This window comes from Calothrix sp. PCC 7507, from assembly GCF_000316575.1.
Classification (GTDB): domain Bacteria; phylum Cyanobacteriota; class Cyanobacteriia; order Cyanobacteriales; family Nostocaceae; genus Fortiea.
The window spans coordinates 6035968-6060042 of sequence record NC_019682.1; the positions used below are offsets into that span (position 1 = coordinate 6035968).

The 24075-nt window shown below is 40.9% G+C and carries 20 protein-coding genes and 1 pseudogene; 4 read left to right on the plus strand and 17 right to left on the minus strand.

The window, feature by feature from the left end; translation table 11 throughout:
• Positions 1–4: 4 nt before the first annotated feature.
• The 12 genes from CAL7507_RS25855 to CAL7507_RS25915 all read right to left on the minus strand — a co-directional run bounded on the left by CAL7507_RS25855 (position 5) and on the right by CAL7507_RS25915 (position 15751).
• Complete coding sequence (locus CAL7507_RS25855) at positions 5–508, minus strand: helix-turn-helix domain-containing protein (protein ID WP_042341108.1); 504 nt, start codon at positions 506–508, stop codon at positions 5–7.
• 261 nt (positions 509–769) lie between these two features.
• Positions 770–1648 (minus strand): beta-1,6-N-acetylglucosaminyltransferase, encoded by an 879-nt coding sequence (locus CAL7507_RS25860; RefSeq protein WP_015131440.1) that lies wholly within the window; start codon positions 1646–1648, stop codon positions 770–772.
• Between the two features lie 247 nt (positions 1649–1895).
• On the minus strand, positions 1896–3143 hold the full coding sequence (locus tag CAL7507_RS25865; RefSeq protein ID WP_042341595.1) for a DUF563 domain-containing protein: 1248 nt from the start codon (positions 3141–3143) through the stop codon (positions 1896–1898).
• 8 nt (positions 3144–3151) lie between these two features.
• Positions 3152–4375, minus strand: a complete 1224-nt coding sequence (locus CAL7507_RS25870; RefSeq protein ID WP_015131442.1) for an O-antigen ligase — start codon at positions 4373–4375, stop codon at positions 3152–3154.
• A 109-nt stretch (positions 4376–4484) separates the two neighbouring features.
• Positions 4485–5672 carry a glycosyltransferase family 4 protein gene (locus CAL7507_RS25875; RefSeq protein ID WP_015131443.1) on the minus strand — a complete coding sequence of 396 codons (1188 nt, stop codon included), beginning with the start codon at positions 5670–5672 and terminating at the stop codon, positions 4485–4487.
• Positions 5673–5786: 114 nt separating this feature from the next.
• A complete protein-coding gene (locus CAL7507_RS25880; protein ID WP_015131444.1) occupies positions 5787–6989 on the minus strand; it encodes a glycosyltransferase family 2 protein in 1203 nt (400 codons plus the stop codon).
• Positions 6990–7192: 203 nt separating this feature from the next.
• Complete coding sequence (locus CAL7507_RS25885; protein ID WP_015131446.1) at positions 7193–7831, minus strand: serine O-acetyltransferase; 639 nt, start codon at positions 7829–7831, stop codon at positions 7193–7195.
• Between the two features lie 45 nt (positions 7832–7876).
• Entirely contained in the window at positions 7877–8749 is an 873-nt protein-coding gene (locus CAL7507_RS25890) for a DUF6492 family protein (RefSeq protein WP_015131447.1), read from the minus strand.
• 285 nt (positions 8750–9034) lie between these two features.
• Complete coding sequence (locus CAL7507_RS25895; protein ID WP_015131448.1) at positions 9035–11242, minus strand: GumC family protein; 2208 nt, start codon at positions 11240–11242, stop codon at positions 9035–9037.
• A gap of 190 nt (positions 11243–11432) precedes the next feature.
• Complete coding sequence (locus CAL7507_RS25900; RefSeq protein WP_042341597.1) at positions 11433–12248, minus strand: WecB/TagA/CpsF family glycosyltransferase; 816 nt, start codon at positions 12246–12248, stop codon at positions 11433–11435.
• A 686-nt stretch (positions 12249–12934) separates the two neighbouring features.
• A complete protein-coding gene (locus tag CAL7507_RS25910; RefSeq protein ID WP_042342521.1) occupies positions 12935–13543 on the minus strand; it encodes a methyltransferase domain-containing protein in 609 nt (202 codons plus the stop codon).
• Between the two features lie 390 nt (positions 13544–13933).
• Positions 13934–15751 carry an N-acetylmuramoyl-L-alanine amidase gene (locus CAL7507_RS25915; RefSeq protein ID WP_015131452.1) on the minus strand — a complete coding sequence of 606 codons (1818 nt, stop codon included), beginning with the start codon at positions 15749–15751 and terminating at the stop codon, positions 13934–13936.
• Positions 15752–15836: 85 nt separating this feature from the next.
• Between CAL7507_RS25915 and CAL7507_RS25920 the strand changes: the two genes are divergently transcribed.
• Entirely contained in the window at positions 15837–17459 is a 1623-nt protein-coding gene (locus tag CAL7507_RS25920; protein ID WP_015131453.1) for a CTP synthase, read from the plus strand.
• A gap of 262 nt (positions 17460–17721) precedes the next feature.
• Entirely contained in the window at positions 17722–18144 is a 423-nt protein-coding gene (locus CAL7507_RS25925) for a hypothetical protein (RefSeq protein WP_015131454.1), read from the plus strand.
• 701 nt (positions 18145–18845) lie between these two features.
• On the opposite strand, the gene CAL7507_RS25930 is transcribed toward CAL7507_RS25925, so the two are convergent.
• The 3 genes from CAL7507_RS25930 to CAL7507_RS25940 form a co-directional block, all read right to left on the minus strand.
• Positions 18846–19745 (minus strand): ROK family protein, encoded by a 900-nt coding sequence (locus CAL7507_RS25930; RefSeq protein WP_042342522.1) that lies wholly within the window; start codon positions 19743–19745, stop codon positions 18846–18848.
• 44 nt (positions 19746–19789) lie between these two features.
• Positions 19790–19993 (minus strand): hypothetical protein, encoded by a 204-nt coding sequence (locus CAL7507_RS25935; RefSeq protein ID WP_015131456.1) that lies wholly within the window; start codon positions 19991–19993, stop codon positions 19790–19792.
• Between the two features lie 126 nt (positions 19994–20119).
• Positions 20120–21016, minus strand: a complete 897-nt coding sequence (locus tag CAL7507_RS25940) for an ABC transporter permease (RefSeq protein ID WP_015131457.1) — start codon at positions 21014–21016, stop codon at positions 20120–20122.
• A gap of 117 nt (positions 21017–21133) precedes the next feature.
• Between CAL7507_RS25940 and CAL7507_RS31095 the strand changes: the two are divergent.
• Positions 21134–21214: pseudogene (locus tag CAL7507_RS31095) on the plus strand (element excision factor XisH family protein); the annotation flags it as partial.
• Between the two features lie 33 nt (positions 21215–21247).
• Complete coding sequence (locus CAL7507_RS25945) at positions 21248–21406, plus strand: element excision factor XisI family protein (protein WP_083862925.1); 159 nt, start codon at positions 21248–21250, stop codon at positions 21404–21406.
• Positions 21407–21572: 166 nt separating this feature from the next.
• Here the strand turns inward: CAL7507_RS25945 and trxB are convergent, their stop codons facing one another.
• Together trxB and CAL7507_RS25955 are read right to left on the minus strand one after the other, a co-directional pair.
• Positions 21573–22946: a thioredoxin-disulfide reductase gene (gene trxB / locus CAL7507_RS25950; RefSeq protein WP_015131458.1), complete on the minus strand. Its 1374-nt coding sequence runs from the start codon at positions 22944–22946 to the stop codon at positions 21573–21575.
• Between the two features lie 269 nt (positions 22947–23215).
• A complete protein-coding gene (locus tag CAL7507_RS25955; RefSeq protein ID WP_015131459.1) occupies positions 23216–23992 on the minus strand; it encodes an Rpn family recombination-promoting nuclease/putative transposase in 777 nt (258 codons plus the stop codon).
• Positions 23993–24075: the final 83 nt, after the last annotated feature.

Consider the following 24075-nt stretch of genomic DNA (forward strand, 5'->3'; position numbering starts at 1 on the left):
TTTTTCATCCAGGGGGGGGAGTCAGCCAGTACCGACTTTGGTGTGGCTTCAATTGAGCTTCTTCTAATAGTCTTCCCACATGGCGAACAGATATACTTTCGATAATCCCTTGTTTTGTAATTTCATCTGTCAGTTCTCTAGATGTCCAGTGACTTATTGTCCGACCGTAATCTTCTGGCGGCGAACAGGCAAGCGCAAACAACTCTATTACTTGTTCCATGCTAAATTTTACTGGTGCGCCAGTACGCTCTTGATCTTGTAATCTTTGAAAAGCTGATAATTTTGCTCCCTCTGTCTCCAACCATCGCTTTCGCCATAAACGAGTCATATCTAGACTAATCTCTAATATTCGAGCAATTTCGCCGTTATTTTTCCCTGATGATGCCAGAAGAATAATTTTGGCTCGGATGACGATTTGCTGTGCTGTCTTATGTCCCTTTATCAACTCTTGTAGTTCATTCTGCTCACTATCACTCAAACTTAATTCTTTTGGAGCTAATCTTGCCATACCCTGATTCTTTGTCACCAAACAAAGCTTTTCATCTACTGACTTAATTATCCCATATAATACTCGGCTTACTTCCGCCGTCTTGTACTAGTACAGACAACATTTAAGTTTTTTGAACTGCATTCTCAAGTCAAGTCTTTGCTCTACATCACAGTGAAAGCTATTTACTCGGTTCCTTGGGATCTTCTATTTAAGATACAAGGGGCGGGGAAACCCCGCCCTCGATTGTATTGCATTCGACCGAAAACCGCTGTATATATTTCACAAGCAATTGAATCTAGGAGCGTTGATTATCTTTTCATCTATTAGATCTAAGATTTTACTGTCTCTACTAATGTCAAACTTTCTGGCAAACAACGCACTAGTACCATTCTGTAGAAATTCAAAATCTTCCACACCTAGAACTGCCGGTCGAGTAGGATTTGCTCTAGTAAAATCCACATATCTCAAGCTATTGTCGATAATATCTTCTTTAAAAGGTGAATTCATAATCATAGAATGAAAAAACAATTCATCAGGGATAAATGTATATTTAAAATAGTTTACAAAGCCTGGATTATCTCTCATAAACTTCGTCATCCAATTAATACAATCTCTAGATAGAGTCCACCATTGTGAGCCACCGTAAGGAGAAAAGTTATTTGGAAACTTTCGCCTAATTGGTAGATGAATAACTCTACTCCTGAAGAAAAGATGTAAATCTTTTGCTCTACTGATTGGTTCAAATGGTGGGGGATGATCACTCCACTCATTCTCTTCCTCAAGTGAGAAGCAATTTATAAACTGTTTTCCTCTATTTTTCTCTAAAAAAGATTCAATATGAGATATACTTTTGATAGGGTAATCCTGTCCGGACAACAGAAAAACATAATCAAACTCAATACCAGATGTTACAAGTGTTTCTAAACAAGAAATTGTTCCTCTAACAATACTAAATTGTCCCCATCGACACTTGTATCTCTTTGGCACGAAGTGGACATTCTCAAAGGATGAAAGACATTTTTTAGATTCTTCTAAAAGCGTTGTAGCGCGGGCATCAAGGTGAATAAAAAAATGACTTTCCTCGTTATTTAAGGCATTGACTAAGCGTGCCAACTGTTCTGGTAGCTTATGTGCCAACATGAGATATGCGATTTTCATTTCTTAATTTGACCTCCTTTTATATCAAAAATAAATTATATCTATTATTCGCGCAAAGTGAACATTCTAGAAATATAAAAGATACTTTTGTGACTCTTATAAAAGCAATTTAGTATGGGGACTAAAGTGAATAAAAATGCCTCTTACTGTTATTTATCGATTAATTAAGCTTTCATTTTACCAGTGAATGCACTGAAGATTAGAGTATCTAGTTTACCTACAATCTGCTGTAATTAACCATAACTTTTCAAACATCCTCTAATATCTCTGCTAAAGCAACTACAATTTTCTCAAAATTTTCTGGTAAGTCTTCAAAATCAGCTACAACACTGACATGATTTAGACCAGAAACCTCTGCCAACCTTATAAAATAAGGAGGGAGGTTTGTCGTTGGTGAAAATTCAACTACTAAAGTATCAGGATTGCAAAACAATAGATTAGAAAATGCAGCACCATGCGGTCCTGCAAATACTTTACAACTACGGCAAACAGATATTACTTCTTCAGGTGACAAACTTGAGAAACAAACTTTCTCAAATTTGGGAAAGCGTTGTAGTAATTCTTCCTCCCAAGCAAATACTCTTCTGTTTACTCCTGCAGGGTTAATATCGGCACGACTAGCCCAAATCCAGCGGTTTCCCTGTCCTGAAGGATGAGCATCCAAAAGGCTCCTGAGGGCTGAGATACTCCATTTTGTTGGTTGCGCGTCTGCTACTACAGATGATGTAAACAATAGCTGCTCACACTGATAGTGCGTCAGCGGCCTATGATTTATATAAATTACTTTCTCAAGAGGTATTCCTGAACGCTCAAGCCATTTCTTTCTCCATCTTTCTTCATTACCGTTTACCAAAAAGTGATCGACTGACTTTAACAGGTGTTGACTGAGAAATATCTTTGGTAAAGACTGATGGAAAAAGTGATAAAAGGAATCTCCACCTAAAGTTGCCAGACTTAATGATATACCTTCAAGATATGTTGTATCTATAGTTTGGGATGACAAGAATACAGTCTGGTTTCGAGATGATTCGTACCAATTATGTGTTACTTCTTTAACAGCTAACCGTGAAGCTACATCATATATGATCAGAAAATCAGCTTGTGGACAAATAACTCCTCCTCGGAAGAGTGAATAAATAATCCGAGGAGGTTCAGGGAATATACCTGTCGCCAGGAAACGGGAGCGATTGGCAACTGTTCTACTGACTATTTTCTGAGTTAAGCTAACAGGAGGATTTTGATATTCAACCGACTTCGTACTTTCTTGGTAAACAATACCTGTAACCGACTCTGGATAATCAAGCCCATACGGATTTTCCTCATTATGAGCCAGGCTAGAAATATACTCAAATGATGCTAAATCATAGGGACCAGTACCAATGATGAAATTAATGCTGCGCTTAATTTCTTTAAACCACTGCCTAAAAATTCTCGGCACCAAAGTTTGTTTAATTTTTTCAAAAAACGTCTTCATGGCATGGCGATCCTCAATCATTTATTTACTTAATTGCCAAATTGCCTTCGTTGCTTCACAGTTAAAACAACTGTGACATAAAGAACCCAATACACATTTGTTATCCGTAGCAGATAACTCTCTGTCATATTATTCATTACTAGAAATAGCAGGAAAAATAAAGGCCAAATGTCCTCTGATTTTTTAGTTGCATAAGCCCGTTTTAATGCCCAAACAAAAGCTGTAATCAAACTAACGAAAAAAAGCGAGAATCCAACTAAACCCACATCAAGTCCTAAATCTAAGAAGCCATTGTGTCCGTGGGGTGCAACGAAATTACTCGCGACTGATTCACCTGCTTGCACTGCATATTGACTTCCTGGTTTCCAAAATGCACCACGTCCATAACCTAACCACGGGTTCTCCTGCAATTTAGAAATGATGTAATTCCATAAAGGTGTTCTGCCCGTAAAAGTTGGATCTTTACCAAAATCAGTTACTATGGTGACCCAGTTCATAAAAAGAAATGTAGCAACGCATCCGAAGAGTAGAATAAATATATCTAAGAAAAGTACACTAATTTTGCCCTGCCACTTGAACCTACGAAAAAACAAGAACACTAATATAATTAGACTGAAAATTATCAGAGAACTTCCTGAATAAGAAAGTAATATTAAAACTATAGACAAACTAAATCCCAACCACTTATATAAACGATTTTCCGAGCGATTAATAGGCAGCAGTAAAAAAGCAAAAGCACTCATCACCATCATGCTGCCAAGAGTATTTTTATAGTCGTATATTCCTTTCCATGCTCCTGGGTGATCTGCACCATGCTTGCCAATAGAAGGTAGTCCCAGTGCAAAAATAGTACTGAGCAAAGCTCCTATACCAAATGTCAAAGCAATTAGTTTTACCTGTTCTCTCAAACTAAATCTTGTAGCAAAATATAAACCAAAAGATGTCATTTGCCAGACTTCTCGGCTATCAAGAAGAGTTGACATCTTATAGTCTGACCAGATAAATGATATTAAAACTATTGCTGTAAAAATCCAGAGAACCTTATCTCGACTAGCTGTAAGTAGAGCTTTTTTCCAGTTGAAGCAAATGATCGCGCTGGCAGTAATCCAAATAAAATACCTAATTATTGTGAGCACAGAATCAGGAATTAGGCCTGATGAGGTTGTCGTTGCGCCTATGCCGAAACCACCCGTAAAGAAGGTTAAGCTAAAAACAACGAATACTATTTCAGAAATCTCTAGAAATTTTTTCATAGTTTTATTTAGTTTTAATTAAAAATAAAAAAGTAGTAATTCTATCCAAGAGTTAATTTAAAAATGATACCATTAACTAATGGCTATACTTAATATCTTTATCTCAGGTTTACTGAATTTTTTCAATAATAGATTTAAGGCTGTTTCCCCAACTCTTACCAGTATCGTAAAATTGCTCTTGTGCCATAACACAAGCTTTTCTCTTTTCTTCATAAAGCTGGCGATCGCTATATAAATCAAGTAATGCATCGCCATAAGCTTTCACATCATTAGGAGCTACCTCAATGGCTGCATCCTTAACGTAGTATAAAGCAGGACAAACTGCTGAGGTAATTACAGGACGACCTGATAAAATACTCTCACTCACAACTCGGTTAAAACCCTCAACAAAATCTTTTCTGGTTGGTACAATGACGACATGGGAGCTACTAAATAATTCCTTCATTTGCATCTTATTGCAGTAGCCATGAAATATAAAAAAGTCACCAACATCAGCTTGTTTGGCAGCAAGACGCAGAGGTTCTAGTAATGAGCCTTCGCCACAGATATCGAACTTGATATCTCGCCTATTTTCGGACGCAAACCGCTTTGCAATCTCTAATAGGTCGAACACACCCTTGCTTTGCTCGACTCGACCCACAAATAGGACACGGAAGGGAGACTGCTCAATTTTAGCTGGGGGAATATTCTCAAAGTCTGCTCTATAAAAGGTAGGAAAGAATTCAAAAACCTCTTGATGTTGACCAAGTGTAAGTTGATCGACTTGTGCCGCTATGTCATGGGATACAGCGAGTATTGCTTTGCAATCAAAAGCAAAAAAATTACGGCTCAGTCTCAAAGCCAGTTTCTCACCCAAAGAAGGCGGATAGTATTTGCACCAAAGGGTACATTGTAGAGACGGAATAACTTTTATCCCTATCCAGGCAAATATAGACAAAAAAAACCAGTGCGTTATGCCATTATCTACGACGATGATATTGGCTTGAAAACGAATTGCAGAAATAAGTAACCGCAATCCAAACCAAATTTGTCGGAAATGATATGAAATCCCTGATGCATCAGTTGACGGAATTAGGCGACGCTCAATGATAAATCGTTGATCTCTGACAATTTCTTGCTGGGGAGATTGTGCAATTACGTAACCATAAGCATCTATATCTCTGCAAAGTTCATAGAACTGGCTAGAGTAGGTAACTGATACTTGTGATGGGTCATCTTGATTTTTACTCCAATAATTATAGGCTTTAATGACATCTTCCGGCCCAACGGCGTATATAATGCGGAGGTTTTTAGACATTTTCTGATCTTTTGTATTTTCATATACTACATTGTTTATTCATGCTAGTGTATGCAGCGTATGAAAACTATTTGTGAAAAGTTTAGATACTGACTAAGACTCTGAAGTATTTACTTAGTTCCGCTCTGTACGCACCCAATTCTTCTGAGGTTTAACCAAAAATTTTAGATACAGCGGTATTTTCCAAAGAATGTAAATCGGAATGCTTAAAAGCTGCAGCAGTGGGATGTCAGTACGCCCGTATTTAATCCAAGCTGCAAAAATGGCAGTCAGCAGAAATGCTCCTGCACCAGCTAATAAAGTTGTAGGTATCCATGATGCTCCCCAGAAGCCGCACAGCACAGCAGCTGTCATCAGTGCTGACCAGAGCAGAACCAGCAAAGATAGGGGTGGTATACACAAATCTAGGGCGCTGATGAATAGGTCAAACCTTTTTTGCTGGAGTGAGGCCTGTAACAACCGAGGAACATAGGTTATTAGAGTTTGTAAATGTCCATGTTCCCAGCGGGTTCTCTGGCTAGTAGCTGCTTGAGATTGCTGAGGTAAATAACCTGTGACATTTGCTTGTGGGCAAAACATTGGTCTGTGTCCGGCGATGTTCAAATCTAAGCCGAGTTTCATATCCTCAACGATGTTGCCATTGGCTATATCAACTGAGCGAATGACTGACCAAGGAAAAGCCATGCCTGTACCATCGAGGAAACAAGGTAGTCCCATGCGAGCTAACCCACTAGAACGGACTAAGTTTTTCACTTTAAAGGCAAAGGCTGATACTGCGTCTTTTGGTGTGGGGGATTCGGGTTTTTCCATCAAGTAAACGCCTTGGATTGGACGTTTTGTGGCGATCGCTTGTTGGGTGAGTTGGGCGATCGCACCTGGATGAACTTTACAGTCAGCATCCATCAACACGACCACATCCGGTGGCTCTGACTCTAAATATTGCAACCCATATTCTAGAGCATATCCCTTACCTTTGAGATCGAGATTGTGACGTTCGAGGACTGTAGCACCTGCAGCACGAGCAATTTCTGCTGTGGCATCACTGCAATTGTCAGCAATGACAACTAAGCGGTGTTGAGATGTTAATTCTGGTATTAAGTCATTTAGTGTTGTACGGATGACAAGTTCTTCATTATGTGCAGGAACTAAGACTGCGACTTTTGGATCTTGCCTGCGATCGTTACTAGCCTGCGCCGGCACAGGTAAGAGGGCTGCAATGCACTCTAACAAAAGCATTAGGCACAAAACTAGTACCCCTAGTGCCCCTATTATTAGTAGTGCGTCAATGCATAAAATCAGGACTTGGTAAATAGACATTTGTGATACCCGCAATATTGTCCGATCAAAAAATTGCGCGTTGCATATTTGCGGGATGAGCTGATGGATTTTTCGGTGTGTCTACCCTACGGAGATGGCTTCTTAATGTAAAGACGCGATCGCCTGCTTCAGCGTGAGACTGTTCCACGTCCATTAGTGAGACTCTGATCCCATAAATATGCAACACCAAAAATTACTACTATTTAGCAGTTCTCTTCCAAACCAATCAGTTCAGGTACGAGAGGACTTTTCTGAGACTTAGAAGCATAAATAATTCGTGCTGGGATACCGACTGCTGTTGCTCCTGCTGGTACATCACAGAGAACTACAGCATTAGCACCAATATTTGCGCGATCGCCAATAGTCACATCACCAAAAATTTTCGCCCCTGCACCAACATTCACATTTTGACCCAATTTAGGTGCATTAAACGGTTGATCTAAATAACGGTTTCCCAAGGTCACGCCTTGGCGAATAATACTATCGTCGCCAATTATAGAGTGTCCGTGAATGACAATTGCTCCTTGATGTTCAACAACGACACGGCGGCCGAGTTGAACAGTGTAAGGCAATTCAATGCCATAATTATTACGAATTCTCCGAAATAACATCCGATAAAAGATACTAAAGGGTGTACGTAAGAGTTTAGGTTGAATATTCATTCGCCAAACTCCAAAACGATGAACTGCTACTGCTCGAAATCCAGGCTTGGTCCAATCTCGTCCATGAGCAATCCAGTCTTCTTTAATTTGTTCCCAAAGACCCAAGGAAGGGGTTGCTGCGGCAGTTGTATTTGCCGTCAGGTTGAGTTTTACACCTACAGTTAAGTTATTGATTTCCATATCTGACGATTCTGCGCTGTTGTGAAAAACCTCGAATCAATTTGCTTAATCTACTAGTAATAGCTGTTGATATCGTTGTGGAGTAATTCCCGCTTTCGCTGATATCATCACAGCTTTATCTTCAGGAAGAGTTTCTGCAAAAAACTTTTGTAGCTGCTGATCTGACATAGATTTGTTAGACCAATATTCATGACAAATCCGCTCTGAATCATAATAATGACCAGACTTATCTTGCAGCACCTGGTCAACGAAGATCCCATATAGAATGTATTCCGAAAGATGTAATGAACCACATATAGTTTTCATCCATCCTCTGCCAGAAACCTTCTCAATATGTTCATAAAGCTTTAAAAGATTGTCATGCCGCCAAGTGATAATGTTCCCGACGTAGCCTGAAGTTGGTAATTTTGACTGATTTATCCCGAGTAAGTTACTAGCTGTTTGCCGCCACTTTTCAAATCTTGGATATTTAGTCACGAATTCCCTATTATATTGATTAGGTACTCGGAAAAGCCGGGTTTGATCTTCGCGGACAAAGCTTTGTAAGTTAAATGGACGAATGAATGTTACATCCGAATCAACAAACACAAAAATGTCTTTGTTAATATGTTGAGCAACTGCCAATTTCACAATTTGCTGGAGTAGCCAGTTGCGAATAAAGACAGTTTTTAAGCTCAACCACCCATTTTTAACTAGAGGCAAACGTTGAATCCACCAAGGTAACATCGATTCAACAGCAATAATTTCAGTATTCGGGCTTTTTAGCTGACGGAAAAGAGGTAAATCTCTGGCATCAACGATAATGTAATGTGTGACAGCAGGGGAGATAAAGTTCTGAATGCTCCAGGATAGTAGCTTACATCTTTCAAAGTCTGGAGCATAGCTAGGAGTGATGATCCCAAATTCCAAATTATTCATATGATTGAGCAGACGATGGTTTAAAACTTGCTACAAGTATCTCACCTAAATTAAAATTTTTACTGCTCAACTACGCATTTCTACCTAATGATAGATTTGGAATTGTTAAATATCAGTCCAGAATATATACTTCTTTGTGGATATTTTCAGTTTTTGGGCTTCAGATCCGCACCTGTCTGTATATAATTACACAATTAAATATACCTTGATCTCACAGTGATGATGAATGCAGAAACCTCCATTTAGAAATAGCTGAAAGCATCTGCATACATTTTCATTTCATCCCTACTTACTAGATACCGTAGCTCGCTGCCTACCTACAGAATCTGCTCTCACTTCAGAACGAGAGTTGCTGTAGTAGAAGTAGTTATCAGGTTCATATTTCACATTCACGCCGTTGGCCACAATCCCTAGAATATTAGCCTCAGACCTTGCAAGCAAAGACTTAGCTGCGGTAGCACTACCTGAATCAACAAGACCAGGTCGAACTACTACTAATACTCCACCCGCCATTTTGCCTAGGACTGCGGCATCAGCGGTTCCAACTAAAGATGGAGTATCAAAAACGACATAGTCGTATCTCTGAGCGAACATTTCCATCAGAGAAGTCATGCGTTCAGAATCAATTAAGGCCAGTGGATTAGGAGGCATAACTCCAGCCGTGAGTACGGATAAGTTATTTGTAACTGATTGCACTGCTTCTGAGAATTCATTTTCACCGGCAATCACATTACTGAAACCCACAGAGTTGATTAGACCCCACAAGTGATGTTGAGATGGTTGACGCATATCTGCATCAACTAGCAGCACTCGTCTTCCTGCTTGAGCCATGACTGTAGCTAAATTAGCAGTAACTTCTGATTTGCCTTCCCCAGATACAGAACTCGTCACTACAATAGTCCGAGCTTTTCTATCTAAGCTAATAAACTTCAGGTTAGCTTGCAGCATTTGATAGGCTTCATGAATCACCGAGCGGGGTGATTTAGCGACAATTACTCGCGGTGAAATTTTATCAGATGCAGGGCTTTCGAGTAAATGATTGGTTTCAAACTTGGGAATTAACCCCAGGAGTGTATAGCCAAAAAGAGCCTCGGCTTCTTTGACTGTTTTCAATCTTCTATCAATTAGGTCAACAAAGAAGGCCGCAGCTATACTTAGCAGCGCCCCAACAAGTCCACCTCCCGCTAAGAATAGGAGCTGTTTAGTAGCAGCTGGTTGTTTGGGAGCTACAGCAGGTTGAATTACACGGGCATTACCAACAGTTTGATTTTCTGCTACGCGGATTTCCTGTAGCCTAGTGATGAGGGTTTCATAGTTTTTCTGTGCAACTAACAAGCTTCGTTGTAGCTCACCTTGCCTCTTTTCTAAAAATGGTAGAATATCAGCCCTTTGCTTGTAAGCTTTTTGCTGATTCAACAAGGCATCTATTTTCCTTTGAATACCCAGGCGTTTTGCTTGGAGGGCGAGAAAATCCGCAGCCAACTTTTGCCGGAGTTCCCCAATCTGCAAATTACCAGGGGCAATTTTTACATTCGAGCCGACAACTTGGGCAGTTCGCTGCTGCAATAGGTCGTTTAAAGCTATTTCTTGATTTTTTAAATAAACAATTGCTGGATGCTCTGCAGTGTAGAGTCCTTGTTGAGCAGCTAGCTTAGTTTGCACCTTTTGCAGTTCTGTTAAAACTTCCTGCACACCAGGTGTTTGATTTAAAGAAGTAACTTCTACAGCTTTATCCGCTTCTAGATTTACTTGACTGCGGATTGCTAATTCTTGGGCACCCACGTCTGCTAGATCAGATTTAGCTCTATTGATTTGGTCGTTAAGATCAGTTATTGTCTCAACTGCCGCACTTGCTTCTTCTTCTAGCTCGATAATCTGATTTTGAGTTTTAAACCGACGTAGTGTCTCTGCAGTTCGGTCTAGTTCTAATTTAGCTCTTGGTAATTCTTTAGCAACAAACTCTCCTGCAGCCAAGGCTTCTGCGCGGTTAGTAAAAATATTATTGGCAATGTAAGCTTTCATCAGTTGATTGACTACTGCTGCTGCCAATTGGGGCTGCTCGGTAGTGTAAGAAATTTTCAGTACATCCGTACCGACAATCGGCTCAACTTTGATGGCAAGTGCATTTGGATCTAGAAGTTTACCATCTGCTCCTTTGAGCTTCAAAGTACTGATGACTTGCTGGCGAATAGGTAAGGACTGCAAGACAACAGCTTGTGTGTCGAGGGGATTACCTTCACGCTTCAAAGATTCTAGATCACCTATTTTTTGTCCGACACCAGTCAGTGATGATGTTTTACTTGACTGTACAAGCACCTGTCCAGTTGCTTGGTAGGCTGGTCGTTGTAGTGATACTGCTAGTCCAGTGCATACTACAGATGTGACAAAAACTCCTGATGCAACTACCCAACGGCGTTTGACAACTAGCCAGTATTTTTGAACATCTATTTCTTCGGGATAACCTTTTTCTTCAGAATAACCTTTTGTCTGCATGATATTTGCTGCTTCTTTAGATGAACAATTCGTGGGAAACACTTAATTAAATAAGTAAAAGAGTAACTGATAAGGTGACAGTTCTCTATATATAGTCAAAGGTTTGTTCAATATTTATCCTGCCTCCCTTTCGCCTAAAGTGGTTAAATTTATCGGTCAAGCTTTCGGCAATATCGGCATAATTTACGATCTACTTGATATTCTCCACATTGTTTACTAGAGGCTGGGTGTGACTAACTTTATTTTGATTATTGGTTGGCCAGGGATTTTTGTAAAGCTGTAATTTTTGTTGGATGACTAGCCAAAAAAACGGGATCGCATCTAAAATATACCGCTTCCAGAGACGCTTAGGTTCGCTTAAAAGCCTGTATAACCACTCAAAACCCATTTCACTGATCCATCTTGGCGATCGCTGAATAATTCCTGCCTCAAAACTAATGGTTGCGCCAATAGCTAGAAATGTCTTGACATGATTTAACCGATTTCTATATTTAGCGATCCACATCTCTTGTTTGGGAGCGCCTACACCAATTGCTAAGACGGTAGCACCCGATTGGTTAATCATCTCTACAATTTCTTGACACTCTTGTTCGTTTTGCTCGAATCCAAAGGAAGGTGAATGAGATGCAACGACAATCTTCCGACCCACCTTTAAATTAATTTGCTGCTGCGCCATTCTCACTACTTGCGCCTCAGACCCTAGCAAAAAGATTTTGATGTTTTTGTCATATCGATAGTATGTATAAAAAGCTGGGAACAAATCTGAACCGGAAATTTTTTCATATATTGGTGTCCCCAAGAAATTAGATACATACATCAAAATCTTGCTGTCACAGACCCTGTAATCTGCATCTTGGTATATATCATAAAAATCTTGATTCCTCTGCAATTTCATTAAGTGATCGACATTAGGGGTAAACACAACACCACCGAACTTTAGCCTCTCTAACAACTCAAGCATTGTGATGCTATGGATAGTCAGATTCAGAAGATTAACTTTTCTCATCACAGATGTGAAAACAAATTTCTCTACAGGATCTAGGTATTTTTGACAAGGCCATTTTTTTTATTGGTAGAAAATACAAATACACGACACTTGGGTAAAATACTATCCATTAGGTTACAACTTATTTGTTGCATTTATACATAGAGAGGATCTTCCAGCAGATAGATCTTCTGATATCTATCGCTGAATACGCTTACGCCAATATACTTACAGCACAAGTGCATAAGTATAAAAAATATTCAGTATTTTCTCTGCACACATGATATTTCAGCAAAGCGGGATTGGTTGATGCACCCAGAAGTTCTATTACCTGATCAAAAGAATTGCTTGCTGAAGGTAGTTTTAAATCTTGTATTACTTGGGCATTCGCATTACCAAGTAATACTTTACCCATGTAGGAATAAATATAACTTGTTTCTCAGTGATTTCCAAGAGCTAATATGAAGTTAATATGTAAAAAAACACAATGTCTTTAAAGAAAATATAAAGTCATTGTATGCTGTCAGATTCATACACAAACCTTACAATTGTTCTTTAAAAAAATATAAAGTAATTGTAGCTTATGTGAAGGATGATGATCCTTACACCAATTTGGTCAATCGCTTCTATTTGCATTGAAGGTTACAGATATTAAGGCTTAAACAGGTGTTGCCATAGCAGTCCGTTTTAACTCTGGTATCTGTTTTTTACATTGTGTACAAAATGTAACTTTTGGGAAAACCGAGAATCCTTTCGACTTTCAATTTTGCATTGGGAAACAACTGTTGTAATCGCTCAAGCTCGAGAACACGGGTTCCCTCGACCATATCTGTCCAATCTGGTAATTTTTCTCTCCATCTCTTAATTAAGCGATCGCGCCATGATGCTGGATAAAACCACCAAAAAGGCATTCCACAGTGTGCTTCAATCGGGAAGTATTTAGATGGCGTTTGCACCCAATAACGATGACCAAGGCGAATAACTTCACGCGCAAACGCTTCTTGTTTTTCTTCATCTCCGACATGTTCAATCACACTATTCGTGAAAACTAGGTCGAATTCCTGGTCGCCAAAGGCTTTGACATCACAACCATCTCCTTCAACATAAGTGAATCGATGACATCTAGATTTTTTTCGGTCTCTGTTTTCACCGGGAAGGTTGAGAAGGGTGATATCGAGGGGTCGTTCTACAAATTCCCAAATCTCAGAGCTACCTCCCAGATCCAATACCCGTAATGGTTTGTTGTTTGCTGAACCTAGCCACTCACCGAACAACTGCATACGTCTTTTACGTGTGTATGCAGCGAATGGAGACATGAGATTGTAAAAAACCCATATATGCAGACTAAAATCTTTAAATTTCACGTTTAGAATTCTCCTTAGTTTTCTCTAAACCTTTGTGAATAAGAGATTTCCTCTCACTATATTCTGAGGGTTTCTCAAAATATTGATTAATTAAAAATCGACTCAAGAAGGCTGACTAAACCTATTACTGGCTAGGTCAAAAAAATATGAGAACAGTTGTCAGTGTCAGTGTAATTATGATTCAAGAATTATAAATTTAGTTTATGGAAAGTATGAAAAAACAGTAAACCTACGAAAAATTACGGTCAAAACAAGGTTTGCCAGTACTTAGATAGAATTAATTATACACATTGTCTTCACATTGTCTCCATTAATGAATTTAGGAAAAATTTTTCAGCAATTCTACCGCACCTTCTGAAACCACTCAGTAATACCCGCAGCTAGTGCTTTAGCCATTTTCTGCTGTTCCTGTGGGTTGACTATACCGTCAAATTCATCAGGGTTACTCATAAAACCTAATTCTAGTAATACTGATGGGGCTGCAGTGGGACGTGTGAGTGCTAGATTATCCCATAAAACACCATAGGAAGGTCTTTTTAAATTTTTCACTATATAGTTATGCAAAAATAAGGCTAAGTTGTGAGCTTGTGGATTATACCAAAAGGCAGAAAATCCTTTGATATTTTGGGCATCACCATCATCGGGTAAAGAGTTGTGATGAATAGAAAGAGCGATCGCTGGTTCTGCTTTACTAATAATTGCTTGACGTTCTGCTAGGGAAAGATCGCGATCGTCGTTTCGTGTCATTACCACCGTCGCCCCCCGCTTGAGCAACTCATCACGTAGTAACTTGGATACTACAAGATTGGCATCTTTTTCGAGATATCCAGTTGGGCCACTGGCACCTGATTCTTTCCCTCCATGTCCTGGATCTAGTAAGATTTTGATGCCTAATAAAGGCTTATTTTTTGTTTGTCCGAATGTAGGCGGATGACGCAAGGTTAAAACCAAGCTTGTACCTTCATATCTCAACTTGTATCCCCATTGTTGGGATTTTTTGAGGTTAAAGGTGTATTTAACTTGTCCTGGAGACACTTGTTGCCAATCTAGGCGAGAAATTAAGGGGTTATTATCAGTACGAATAATATCTGTTTGGGCAGTGGTGTTGTAGAGAGTGAGGCTGAACAAGGCATCACCTTGTTGGACATTCACAGGAACGGGAATTTGGAGGGGGAAAATTATCTCTGTTGCCCCAGAGAGTTGACGATATCCTACACTACGAATAATAGTGTGTGGTGCGATCGCATTTGGTAAAGTTTGAGTTTCTTTGCTATTAATCCAAGCACCATAGTCTAGGCGTAACCAATCGCCTTCCTTCCCTGTGACTTGGGCGCGTGTTCCTTTCGGTAGTGGTGTGAGTCGAGAATAATCGGTGCTGGCGCCTGTGCGAGCAACACCTGAGTCTGCTATCACCTCAATAACAGGTAACTGTGAGGGTGAGAGGATTTGAATTTTGCCTCTTCCTGGTTGAGTTACAGTCTTACCATTGAGTGACAATTGAAATTCTGGCTTACCCAAATCGGCATTTTTACCGGAATCTGGGATGATAGCACCGGAAATTATATTATTACCGGAACTGAGGGAACTAGGCTGTTGTGCTACTGTGCAACCCTCATACCTGACCACGGTAGACTGGGTAGCAGGTTGATTTCTCCCAGTTAAGGCCGCTAAATTACTGGGAAGTTGTGCTTGTGATGGTTGAGGCAAAAGGGCAACTTTTTGATTCGCCAAGTTGACAGCAACATTAGCGTTAGAGGGGGCGATGGCGCTAAAACAAATCAGTTCCCCTGGTAATCTGGCAATGTCGGCGGAGGGAGTGAGAGAATCTTTGGCGAAGGCTAATCCTTCTGGTAGCTGGGGCTGAGTAGTCAGCCTTGTCACCCGAATCTGGAGTTCTTGATTAAGGTGACGCACAGTAAAGAGATTCTCTCCTAACTGCAAGGGCAAACTGGGCGCAAAATGGCCAGTTTTGCTGCGGGTAATTGGCTTACCATTGATGAAAACCTGTCCATCTTGTGGTGCTGTGCCCAGAAAGAAGATTTTTTCCGCACTTGTTTGGTAGTTTTTTTGAGGAAAAACAACTACAAGAGATGATTCTGCCAATGCTACAGAGGAGGTAACAAGACATCCTAATATTACTAAACCCAAGAATCTTTTCACGGCAAGAACGCAGAAGATTTCACAACAGCCACTGTGGCACAATGACGAGATGTATTTTTAGAAGTTACTCGAAATTTAAACTACTATGACTAAATTTGTCTTTGTAACTGGGGGCGTAGTTTCCAGTATCGGTAAGGGAATTGTAGCAGCAAGTCTGGGACGGTTGCTCAAATCCCGTGATTATTCTGTATCGATTCTGAAACTCGATCCTTATATTAATGTCGATCCTGGCACGATGAGTCCCTTTCAACATGGGGAAGTGTTTGTAACTCAAGATGGTGCCGAAACAGATTTAGATTTGGGGCATTATGAACGCTTCACTGATACCTCAATGTCGCGGCTGAACAGCGTTACCACTGGCTCGATTTATCAATCAGTCATTAATAAAGAGCGGCGTGGAGAATATAATGGTGGCACTGTGCAGGTGATACCCCACATCACCAATGAAATTAAAGAACGGATTTTGCGGATTGCTCAAGATATCACTCCGGATGTGGTAATTACGGAAATTGGTGGTACGGTGGGGGATATTGAATCACTGCCGTTTTTGGAAGCAATCCGCCAATTTCGCAAGGAAGTAGGACGGCAGAATGTGCTGTACATGCACGTTACTTTGCTACCGTGGATTGCTTCGGCTGGTGAAATGAAAACCAAGCCTACTCAGCATTCTGTGAAGGAACTGAGATCAATAGGCATTCAACCAGATATTTTAGTTTGTCGATGCGATCGCCCGCTACCCATAGGCTTAAAACAAAAATTATCAGAATTTTGTGATGTAGCCGAAGAATGCGTCATCACCTCCCAAGATGCCAAAAGCATTTATGAAGTCCCGCTGATGCTAGAACGGGAAGGGATGGCGGAGCAAGTTTTGGATTTGCTGCACATGGAACAGCGTAAACCCAATCTGGTGCATTGGCAAACAATGGTACAAAAGTTGCACAGTCCCAAATACACTGTGGAAATTGCCATTGTGGGTAAATATGTGCGCTTAGGCGATGCTTATATATCAGTAGTGGAAGCGCTGCATCATGCGGCTATATCTACACATGGCCAACTGCGGCTACGTTGGGTGAACTCCGAAACACTGGAAGATGAATCAGCCGAAAACCATCTCGAAGGTGTCGATGGTGTGGTTGTCCCTGGAGGTTTCGGGATTCGGGGAGTAGATGGCAAAATTGCCGCGATTAAATATGCCCGCGATCGCCAAATCCCCTTTTTAGGATTATGCTTGGGAATGCAATGTTCCGTGATTGAATGGGCTAGGAACATAGAAGGATTAACCGATGCCAACAGTGCTGAATTTGATCCTGATACTAGTGCGCCAGTAATTAACTTGTTGCCAGAACAGCAGGATGTGGTTGATTTAGGCGGTACAATGCGCTTGGGACTTTACCCCTGCCATATTCTGCCGAATACTCTAGCCTATAAACTCTATCAAGATGATGTGATTTACGAACGACATCGCCATCGGTATGAGTTTAATAACGCTTACCGCCAACTACTATTAGAGTCTGGCTATCTTATTAGTGGCACATCTCCTGATGGACGTCTCGTGGAAATCGTCGAATTACCAAAACACCCATTCTTTCTAGCTTGTCAATTTCATCCAGAGTTCCAATCTCGCCCCAGCAACCCTCATCCTTTATTTAAAGGCTTCATGCAAGCCGCCATTTCCCACTCCACTCCACCTTTAGTGCAGCAACATTAAAGGTGGGCAAAAATCAAGATTACTTATCAGGGTCGAGCATCACCTATGGATCATAGAAAAAAACATAGTTAAACTTAATTATGTCCAATTACTTACTATAACTATCGTAAGTACTACAAAATTCACAATTCAAAATCGAAAAAAGTCATTTTTTCAATTTTGAACTCTTCTAGGTTAACAAAGACACTTATTTGGGACTAGAAGAGACTTTGTGATGTAATTGGTGTTCATGATTCATAAATCTGTTATTTGAGGAGAATTTGTGGCGTACTGGGTGAAAATCCTTTACGAGAGGAAAGAATATGTAGTCAATTTTGACCGTGTTAATGCTTTTTGTTATGAAAGCAATGGCAGGGTAACATTTTGGTTACCAGATTGTGCTATTCCGATTGTAATTAACCCACAAAATAACCTAGAAGACTATCAGAAAGTTATCGAATATATCAAACTAGTGACGGGGTTGGAAATAGATAGCGCCCACTGGGTGACAATTATGTATGAGAAAAATGAATATGTAATCAACTTGAACTGCATCAGTTCTTTTTGTCAAGAATCTAACGGCAGGATAACTTTTTGGTTACCAGATGGTACTATCCCCATCATCATCAACCCCCTCAGTAATCCAGAGTCATATCAAAAAGTCATGCAATTTGTCCAGAAAACAACTGGGTATTCTTTGTCTTAAGGGACTGGATAACTGATAACTGTTAACTGATATAGCGGTTCTCATGCAAATGCTGTATGACATTATATCGCGAGGTATAGTAGCACAGCACTGCCCATTGGTGTCAACTTAACGCGAAACCCATGTCCCGCCTCAGAATGAATTCTGAGTCTCATAGCAAAAGTAATCTCAAGATTACTAAAAATTCTTAATCTCCAGTTTACTTGAGTAAACTTTCCTTATCAGCCCGGAAATTCATTTCTGGGCGGGTATGTCCAAGCTGTTGACTTTGTACGAAATTAGCTAAAAATTATCATGCAATTTTTGTGTTTACCGTAGGGGCATCGGCACTGCTGTGCCCTGATGATAACGTTCACTACGACTATGATTTTGTCTGATGCATTTTGGGCTTAAAACCCTCAAAGTCAACAACCTAAGGTATGTCAGCGAACAAATAAGTCATCTGTAGCTTAAGTTGACACCAATGGGAAACGCTATAGGAATCCGATTTGATTATTGAACGTATTTGCGTAGTCAGGCAATAGGCAATATAGCATTTCTCAACAAGCGTGAGGTACATCGGTAAGGGCATGGCAGTGCCATGCCCTTACACAGCGTGATATATTTTTGTACTTCATTTGAATGGGAAGTGCTATGGGTAAGAAGTGAGGCAGAGATGTACTGAGTTTTTTCAGAAATCAAATAGGAGTCCTATATAACTGTTAACTGTTAACTGTTAACTGATTAATTGCCAACTTTGCCGCACCTAACATCCCTGCAGAGTTGCCCAATTCGGCTGGTAATATTTTTAAACCCACTCGCGACATGGGCGTAACTCGCTGCTCAATTTCTGCCTTCACCGCAGGTAAAAAAAATTCAAAACTGGCGCTAACGCCACCGCCAATAATCACTGCTTCAGGTGTGAGGACGTAAATCAAACTCACTAAACCAATACCCAAATCTCTACCATATTCTTGCCAAAATGTCAATGCTTCCATATCTCCCACTTGAGCAAGGGCACCTAATTCTGCAGGTTCCTTACCAGTACGGCGACGAATTGCAGTGACAGAGGTGTACTGTTCCAAAGAACCTTGATTTCCACTATTACATTTAGGGCCATTGGGGTTAGAGGTGATTAAACCTAATTCTCCAGCGGCACCTTGATGTCCCACAAATAGTTGCCCATTCAAGATAATGGCTCCACCAACACCAGTTCCCAAGGTCAACAATATCAGATTTTGAAAGGGACGACCAGCACCTAACCAAGCTTCTCCTAAACCTGCACAGTTAGCATCGTTAGCCACAACAGTGGGCTTACTAGTTTTGGCTTCTAACCAATCTGCCAAAGGCACATCAACCCATTCTGGTAAGTTAATAGCAATTTTGGCAATACGTCCTCTAGCGTCAGCAGGGCCGGGAGTCCCCACACCGATCGCTATTGCTTGATCATCTGGATCAATTTGGGCGATCGCATCCACCATAACCGCCAACACCGCCTTTGGTGTGGCTGGTTGGGGAGTCGCCACAGTCAGAGATTGCAGACAAGTACCATCTTGGCTGAATCTTCCCAGCTTCATCGCTGTTCCCCCCAAATCAATACCAATTACCTGAGAATCCACCACTTTCAAATACTCACACCAACACACAAAGGCGTTCCAAAAGCATATTAGCTTTTTTGCGCCTTGTTACCAAATAACTCCGGGTTTTCTGCTTTCTTGGGGGTGATTCGTGAATTAGTCACAGTAGCCACACGAATACTCGATTGTCCTTGTCCAGCTATTACTGGTGTACCCCGTAAGATCCCAGCCAAAGCCACAGAAAGCATGAATCCACCAGCAGCGGCAGCAATTAACGAAATGTTATCTTTCATACAATTTTTTCAGTAATAAATACAACAAAATGTTAGACGATGAAACTGTTGTGTGAAGCCAAGAGTCAGAAGTAATTATTGGGATAATTTCATACTTCATACTTCATACTTCATACTTGATGTTGACTATTTCCGGATACTATTTTGTCGCCGTAAACGAGGATTAACAAATTCATTTAAACCCTCACCAACTAGCGACAATCCAATCACCATCAATGTCATTGCCAAACCGGGGAAAAGCGTAGTCCACCAAATGCCTGTGGGTAGCGCTTCTAGAGCTTGTTTTAAATCGTGTCCCCATTCTGGCACTTCTTCTGGCAATCCTAGCCCTAAAAAGCCCAAACCGCCCAATACTAAAATGGCATCGGCAGCATTGAGGGTAAATAGTACAGGTACACTTTGAATGACGTTAAAAAACAGATATCGAGACAGCACAACCCAAGTTGAAGCTCCCATCGCTTGAGCAGCCTCAATAAACACCTCAGTTTTAACGCTCACAGTGTGGTTACGGACAACCCGATAATATTGGGGTATGTAAGCAATACTAATAGCGATCGCTGCATTTAATATCCCGCGTCCCACCACAAACGCTAGGGTGACGGATAGCAATAGCCCTGGCAGAGTATAGATGCTATCCATCAAAAACAGCAACACCTTATCTAAATTACCACCCAGATAGCCACTGAGCATCCCCAACGGCACACCAATCAACATACTCAGCGCCGTTGCTAAAATCACCACTTGCAAGGCGGCTTGGGCACCAAACAACGTCCGGGAAAAAACATCATATCCCAGGCGGCTTGTACCAAACCAGTGCTTCACAGAAGGTGGTTCATGAATGGGGTTACTCAGGAACTCTTTGGGGTTTTGTAGCCATCCCCAAGCCTGAAATACGGGAGCAAAGAAAGCCAGGAATAAGAACAACAGAGTAATGGCTATCCCAATGAACATCAGTCGCTGGGAAAGATTCGGATTTTTAGCAAAGCGTAAAAATGACGGCAGTTGCCGTTTTGTCATGGCCATGAGCGATCGCCTGCATTGAGCAAGATACGCTGACCATTTTACATATTAGAGAATAGGGAATGGGGAATAGGAAATAGTATTTAAGTACAAATCTCTCGTAAATTAGTATATTTTAATATGCCTGCAAGAGATATTTATCACGATGTTGTGAAGAATGCCTTAATTCAAGAAGGCTGGATAATTACGGATGACCCCCTACGTTTTTAATCCAGAAACTGAGAGAATTACACAATGGATACCTTAGATAATTATCGACCTATTGTCAAAAAGGTGTTATTACCCTACACCCAAATTCCTTATTCCCACGCAGCTATTGAATGTAAAGCAGTCTTTGATAGCGAAAATGATAGCTACTTGCTGTTGCCTAGTGGTTTGTCAATTTTGTTGTGAGGGGTTTTTGGTAGTGCGGGCCGAAAAGCCCGCGTGAGCGAGACGCTCACACTACAGTCCCTCATTTCAACCCTGACAGACTACTAGGCTTCAAAATGAAAAAAATGGGAAATTGGGCATAAGCATATATAGCACTTCTACTTCTGTACCAATGCCCAATGCCCCACTACAGATTACTCTCAATCAACTGGCGATACTCACTCTTTTGCTTAACGCCTTTAACTTCCTTCAAAAGTTCCTGATTTTTGAATAGTTGAATTGTCGGTGTTCCTGTCACACCCGCATTTTCCGCAATTTCGCGGTCTTTGTCGATATCAATTTCTACAAAGTGAATTTTGCCATCAAATTCATCCACCACCTTGTTTAATATCGGCTTGAGAGTATGACAAGGACCGCAGCCAGGAGATACGTATTTGACAAGCAGTACCCGCGTGCTATCGTGGAACAACTTCCGTAAAGCATAACCGCCTTCATGGCGCGTTGCCTGCAAATCAAATCCAGCCGCCTCTTCCGCTTCTGTTTTCTTCGCAGCTGGCTGGGTTGCTAATTCATTGACTGCACTTGCTGGCTGTTGGTGGAATTCTTGAATCAAACCGTTAGCCGACAACCAACGTTCTGCTAATAATGCAGCCGCACAACCACTACCCGCCGCCGTAATTGCTTGGCGATATTCATGATCTTGCACGTCACCTGCAGCAAACACACCATCTAAACTGGTTTCTGGTGAACCGTGCTTAGTAGCGATGTAATCCAACTCATCCAGTTCTAATTGTCCTTTGAATAGTCCAGTATTGGGAGTGTGACCGATCGCATAAAATAAACCCTTGGCTTGCAGTTGGCTCTCTGCACCAGTTTTATTATTGCGGATTCTCACCCCATCCATATGACTATTACCGAACACATCTACAACTTCTGTGTTCCAATGCACTTGGATTTTTGGGTTACTCAAAACCCGGTCTTGCATCGCTTTAGAAGCCCGCATCACATCAGAGCGTACCAGCAAATTTACCTTAGAACCATATTTAGTTAGATAAATTGACTCTTCCGCTGCCGAGTCACCAGCACCAATCACAGCCAACTCAGCACCGTGGAAAATTGGCGTCGCACCATCACATATTGCACAAGCCGAAATCCCCCGACTCCAAAATGTTTTTTCGCTAGGTAAGCCCAAACGCCTTGCTGTTGCACCAGTGGCGATAATAATAGTGTGAGCCTTCACTTCTCTTTCTTCTGAACGAACTGTGAACGGACGCTGACTCAAATCAACTGAGATCACATCTTCTGTATATAACTCAGCCCCCCAGCGTTCTGCTTGCGCCTTCATTAAGTCCATCAGTTCCGGCCCAGTAATCCCTTGGGGAAACCCCGGAAAATTCTCGACTTCCGTCGTTGTCATTAATTGTCCACCAGGTAAACCCCCAGCTTGGAACCCTTCAAAGACGACGGGTTTAAGGTTAGCTCGTCCTGCATAAATAGCGGCTGTATACCCTGCTGGCCCAGAACCGATAATTACTAAGTTTTCTACAGTCGGGTTAGTCATGGCAGTTATATAAACTCGTAACGACTACGCTTAATATAACATAACAATTTAATATTGGTTATGTGAGGCGGCGATCATAGGTGTCAACTTTATCCCTAGTGAATGGAATTCACGGCTACACAGACAAAGTCCACCTCCGCGGACTCACGAGAAATTAAGGTTTTTTAACCCACGGAGGTGGTCACTGAAGCTCTGTCGTTCGCGTAGCGTCCCGCAGGGAAGTGTGGGTTTTGTTTGTGTAGCTGCGGTTTCTAACCGCCGATTTCACATTAAGTTGACTGTTCTTGCAGATATTTCCTGATAGTTTCAACCTCTAGTTCTAGCAATTCTGCTATTTCTTGGATGCTCATACCTTTCTCCGTAAGTTTTGGGACTAATTTCAATTTTGTCTTTGTTAAGATACTCTCGTACAATCGAGTATTTATGAATTCATCTAAATTAAGCATCGCTTCAATTTCCTCTAAAGTAAGATTGGGGAACTTATAAAATACAATAGCTTGGATAAATGCTAGCACTTTCTTTTGAAGATTTTCATCAAGTAAGTCTTCTCGTGCCTGATTGATTAGCTGTTGGGCTAAGGAAGTAGCTTTTGTAGGCGTTTCTACAAATAGTTTAGCAATTCCTATCCCCAAGGAATCTTCAGTGCTAGTAGAAAGTTCATTCAGATAAATACAGCGGAGATGTTGTTCTACTAAAGCCTGATAGCGAGGGTGAGGTGGGGTTTCATGAATGCGGCGATCGTAGATAACAATTGCGTACCAGTCTGAGTTTGCTGGTTTATATTGACGAAAGTAAACAAAAATTTCCCCAAAAAGGCGCTCGTAAAATTCTTCATCTTTGTAGGTTTGCAATTCTACAAAGTATAAAGGTTCATTTTCAAATCCCTTGATAGTAGTAAATAATCCGTCTAAACGAAATGATTGTTGCTTGATTTCCGGTGCAATAAATGTGTAGATATTAGGATTAGTATCAGGTTTATCAATCAGGTCAAAAAATATCTGCGGTAGTTCCTTGATAAGTTCGTAAAAAATTACATCTGTTTTCATTGATGCTACTAATGGCAAACTATGCAGGCGATTTTCTTTGAATACAGTACATTGTAGCTTTCGGAGGTTTGAATACGTATGAT

Excerpts from the sequence above, each read along its gene's own strand:
- CAL7507_RS25890 (WP_015131447.1), bottom strand. The coding sequence starts at position 8,749 with ATGAATAATTTGGAATTTGGGATCATCACTCCTAGCTATGCTCCAGAC.
- CAL7507_RS25910 (WP_042342521.1), bottom strand. The coding sequence starts at position 13,543 with ATGTCTCCATTCGCTGCATACACACGTAAAAGACGTATGCAGTTGTTC.
- CAL7507_RS25885 (WP_015131446.1), bottom strand. The coding sequence starts at position 7,831 with ATGGAAATCAATAACTTAACTGTAGGTGTAAAACTCAACCTGACGGCA.
- CAL7507_RS25945 (WP_083862925.1), top strand. The coding sequence starts at position 21,248 with ATGGATACCTTAGATAATTATCGACCTATTGTCAAAAAGGTGTTATTA.
- CAL7507_RS25920 (WP_015131453.1), top strand. The coding sequence starts at position 15,837 with ATGACTAAATTTGTCTTTGTAACTGGGGGCGTAGTTTCCAGTATCGGT.
- CAL7507_RS25955 (WP_015131459.1), bottom strand. The coding sequence starts at position 23,992 with ATGAAAACAGATGTAATTTTTTACGAACTTATCAAGGAACTACCGCAG.
- CAL7507_RS25935 (WP_015131456.1), bottom strand. The coding sequence starts at position 19,993 with ATGAAAGATAACATTTCGTTAATTGCTGCCGCTGCTGGTGGATTCATG.
- CAL7507_RS25895 (WP_015131448.1), bottom strand. The coding sequence starts at position 11,242 with ATGCAGACAAAAGGTTATTCTGAAGAAAAAGGTTATCCCGAAGAAATA.
- trxB (WP_015131458.1), bottom strand. The coding sequence starts at position 22,946 with ATGACTAACCCGACTGTAGAAAACTTAGTAATTATCGGTTCTGGGCCA.
- CAL7507_RS25940 (WP_015131457.1), bottom strand. The coding sequence starts at position 21,016 with ATGGCCATGACAAAACGGCAACTGCCGTCATTTTTACGCTTTGCTAAA.
- CAL7507_RS25880 (WP_015131444.1), bottom strand. The coding sequence starts at position 6,989 with ATGTCTATTTACCAAGTCCTGATTTTATGCATTGACGCACTACTAATA.
- CAL7507_RS25860 (WP_015131440.1), bottom strand. The coding sequence starts at position 1,648 with ATGAAAATCGCATATCTCATGTTGGCACATAAGCTACCAGAACAGTTG.
- CAL7507_RS25900 (WP_042341597.1), bottom strand. The coding sequence starts at position 12,248 with ATGAGAAAAGTTAATCTTCTGAATCTGACTATCCATAGCATCACAATG.
- CAL7507_RS25865 (WP_042341595.1), bottom strand. The coding sequence starts at position 3,143 with ATGATTGAGGATCGCCATGCCATGAAGACGTTTTTTGAAAAAATTAAA.
- CAL7507_RS25855 (WP_042341108.1), bottom strand. The coding sequence starts at position 508 with ATGGCAAGATTAGCTCCAAAAGAATTAAGTTTGAGTGATAGTGAGCAG.
- CAL7507_RS25870 (WP_015131442.1), bottom strand. The coding sequence starts at position 4,375 with ATGAAAAAATTTCTAGAGATTTCTGAAATAGTATTCGTTGTTTTTAGC.
- CAL7507_RS25875 (WP_015131443.1), bottom strand. The coding sequence starts at position 5,672 with ATGTCTAAAAACCTCCGCATTATATACGCCGTTGGGCCGGAAGATGTC.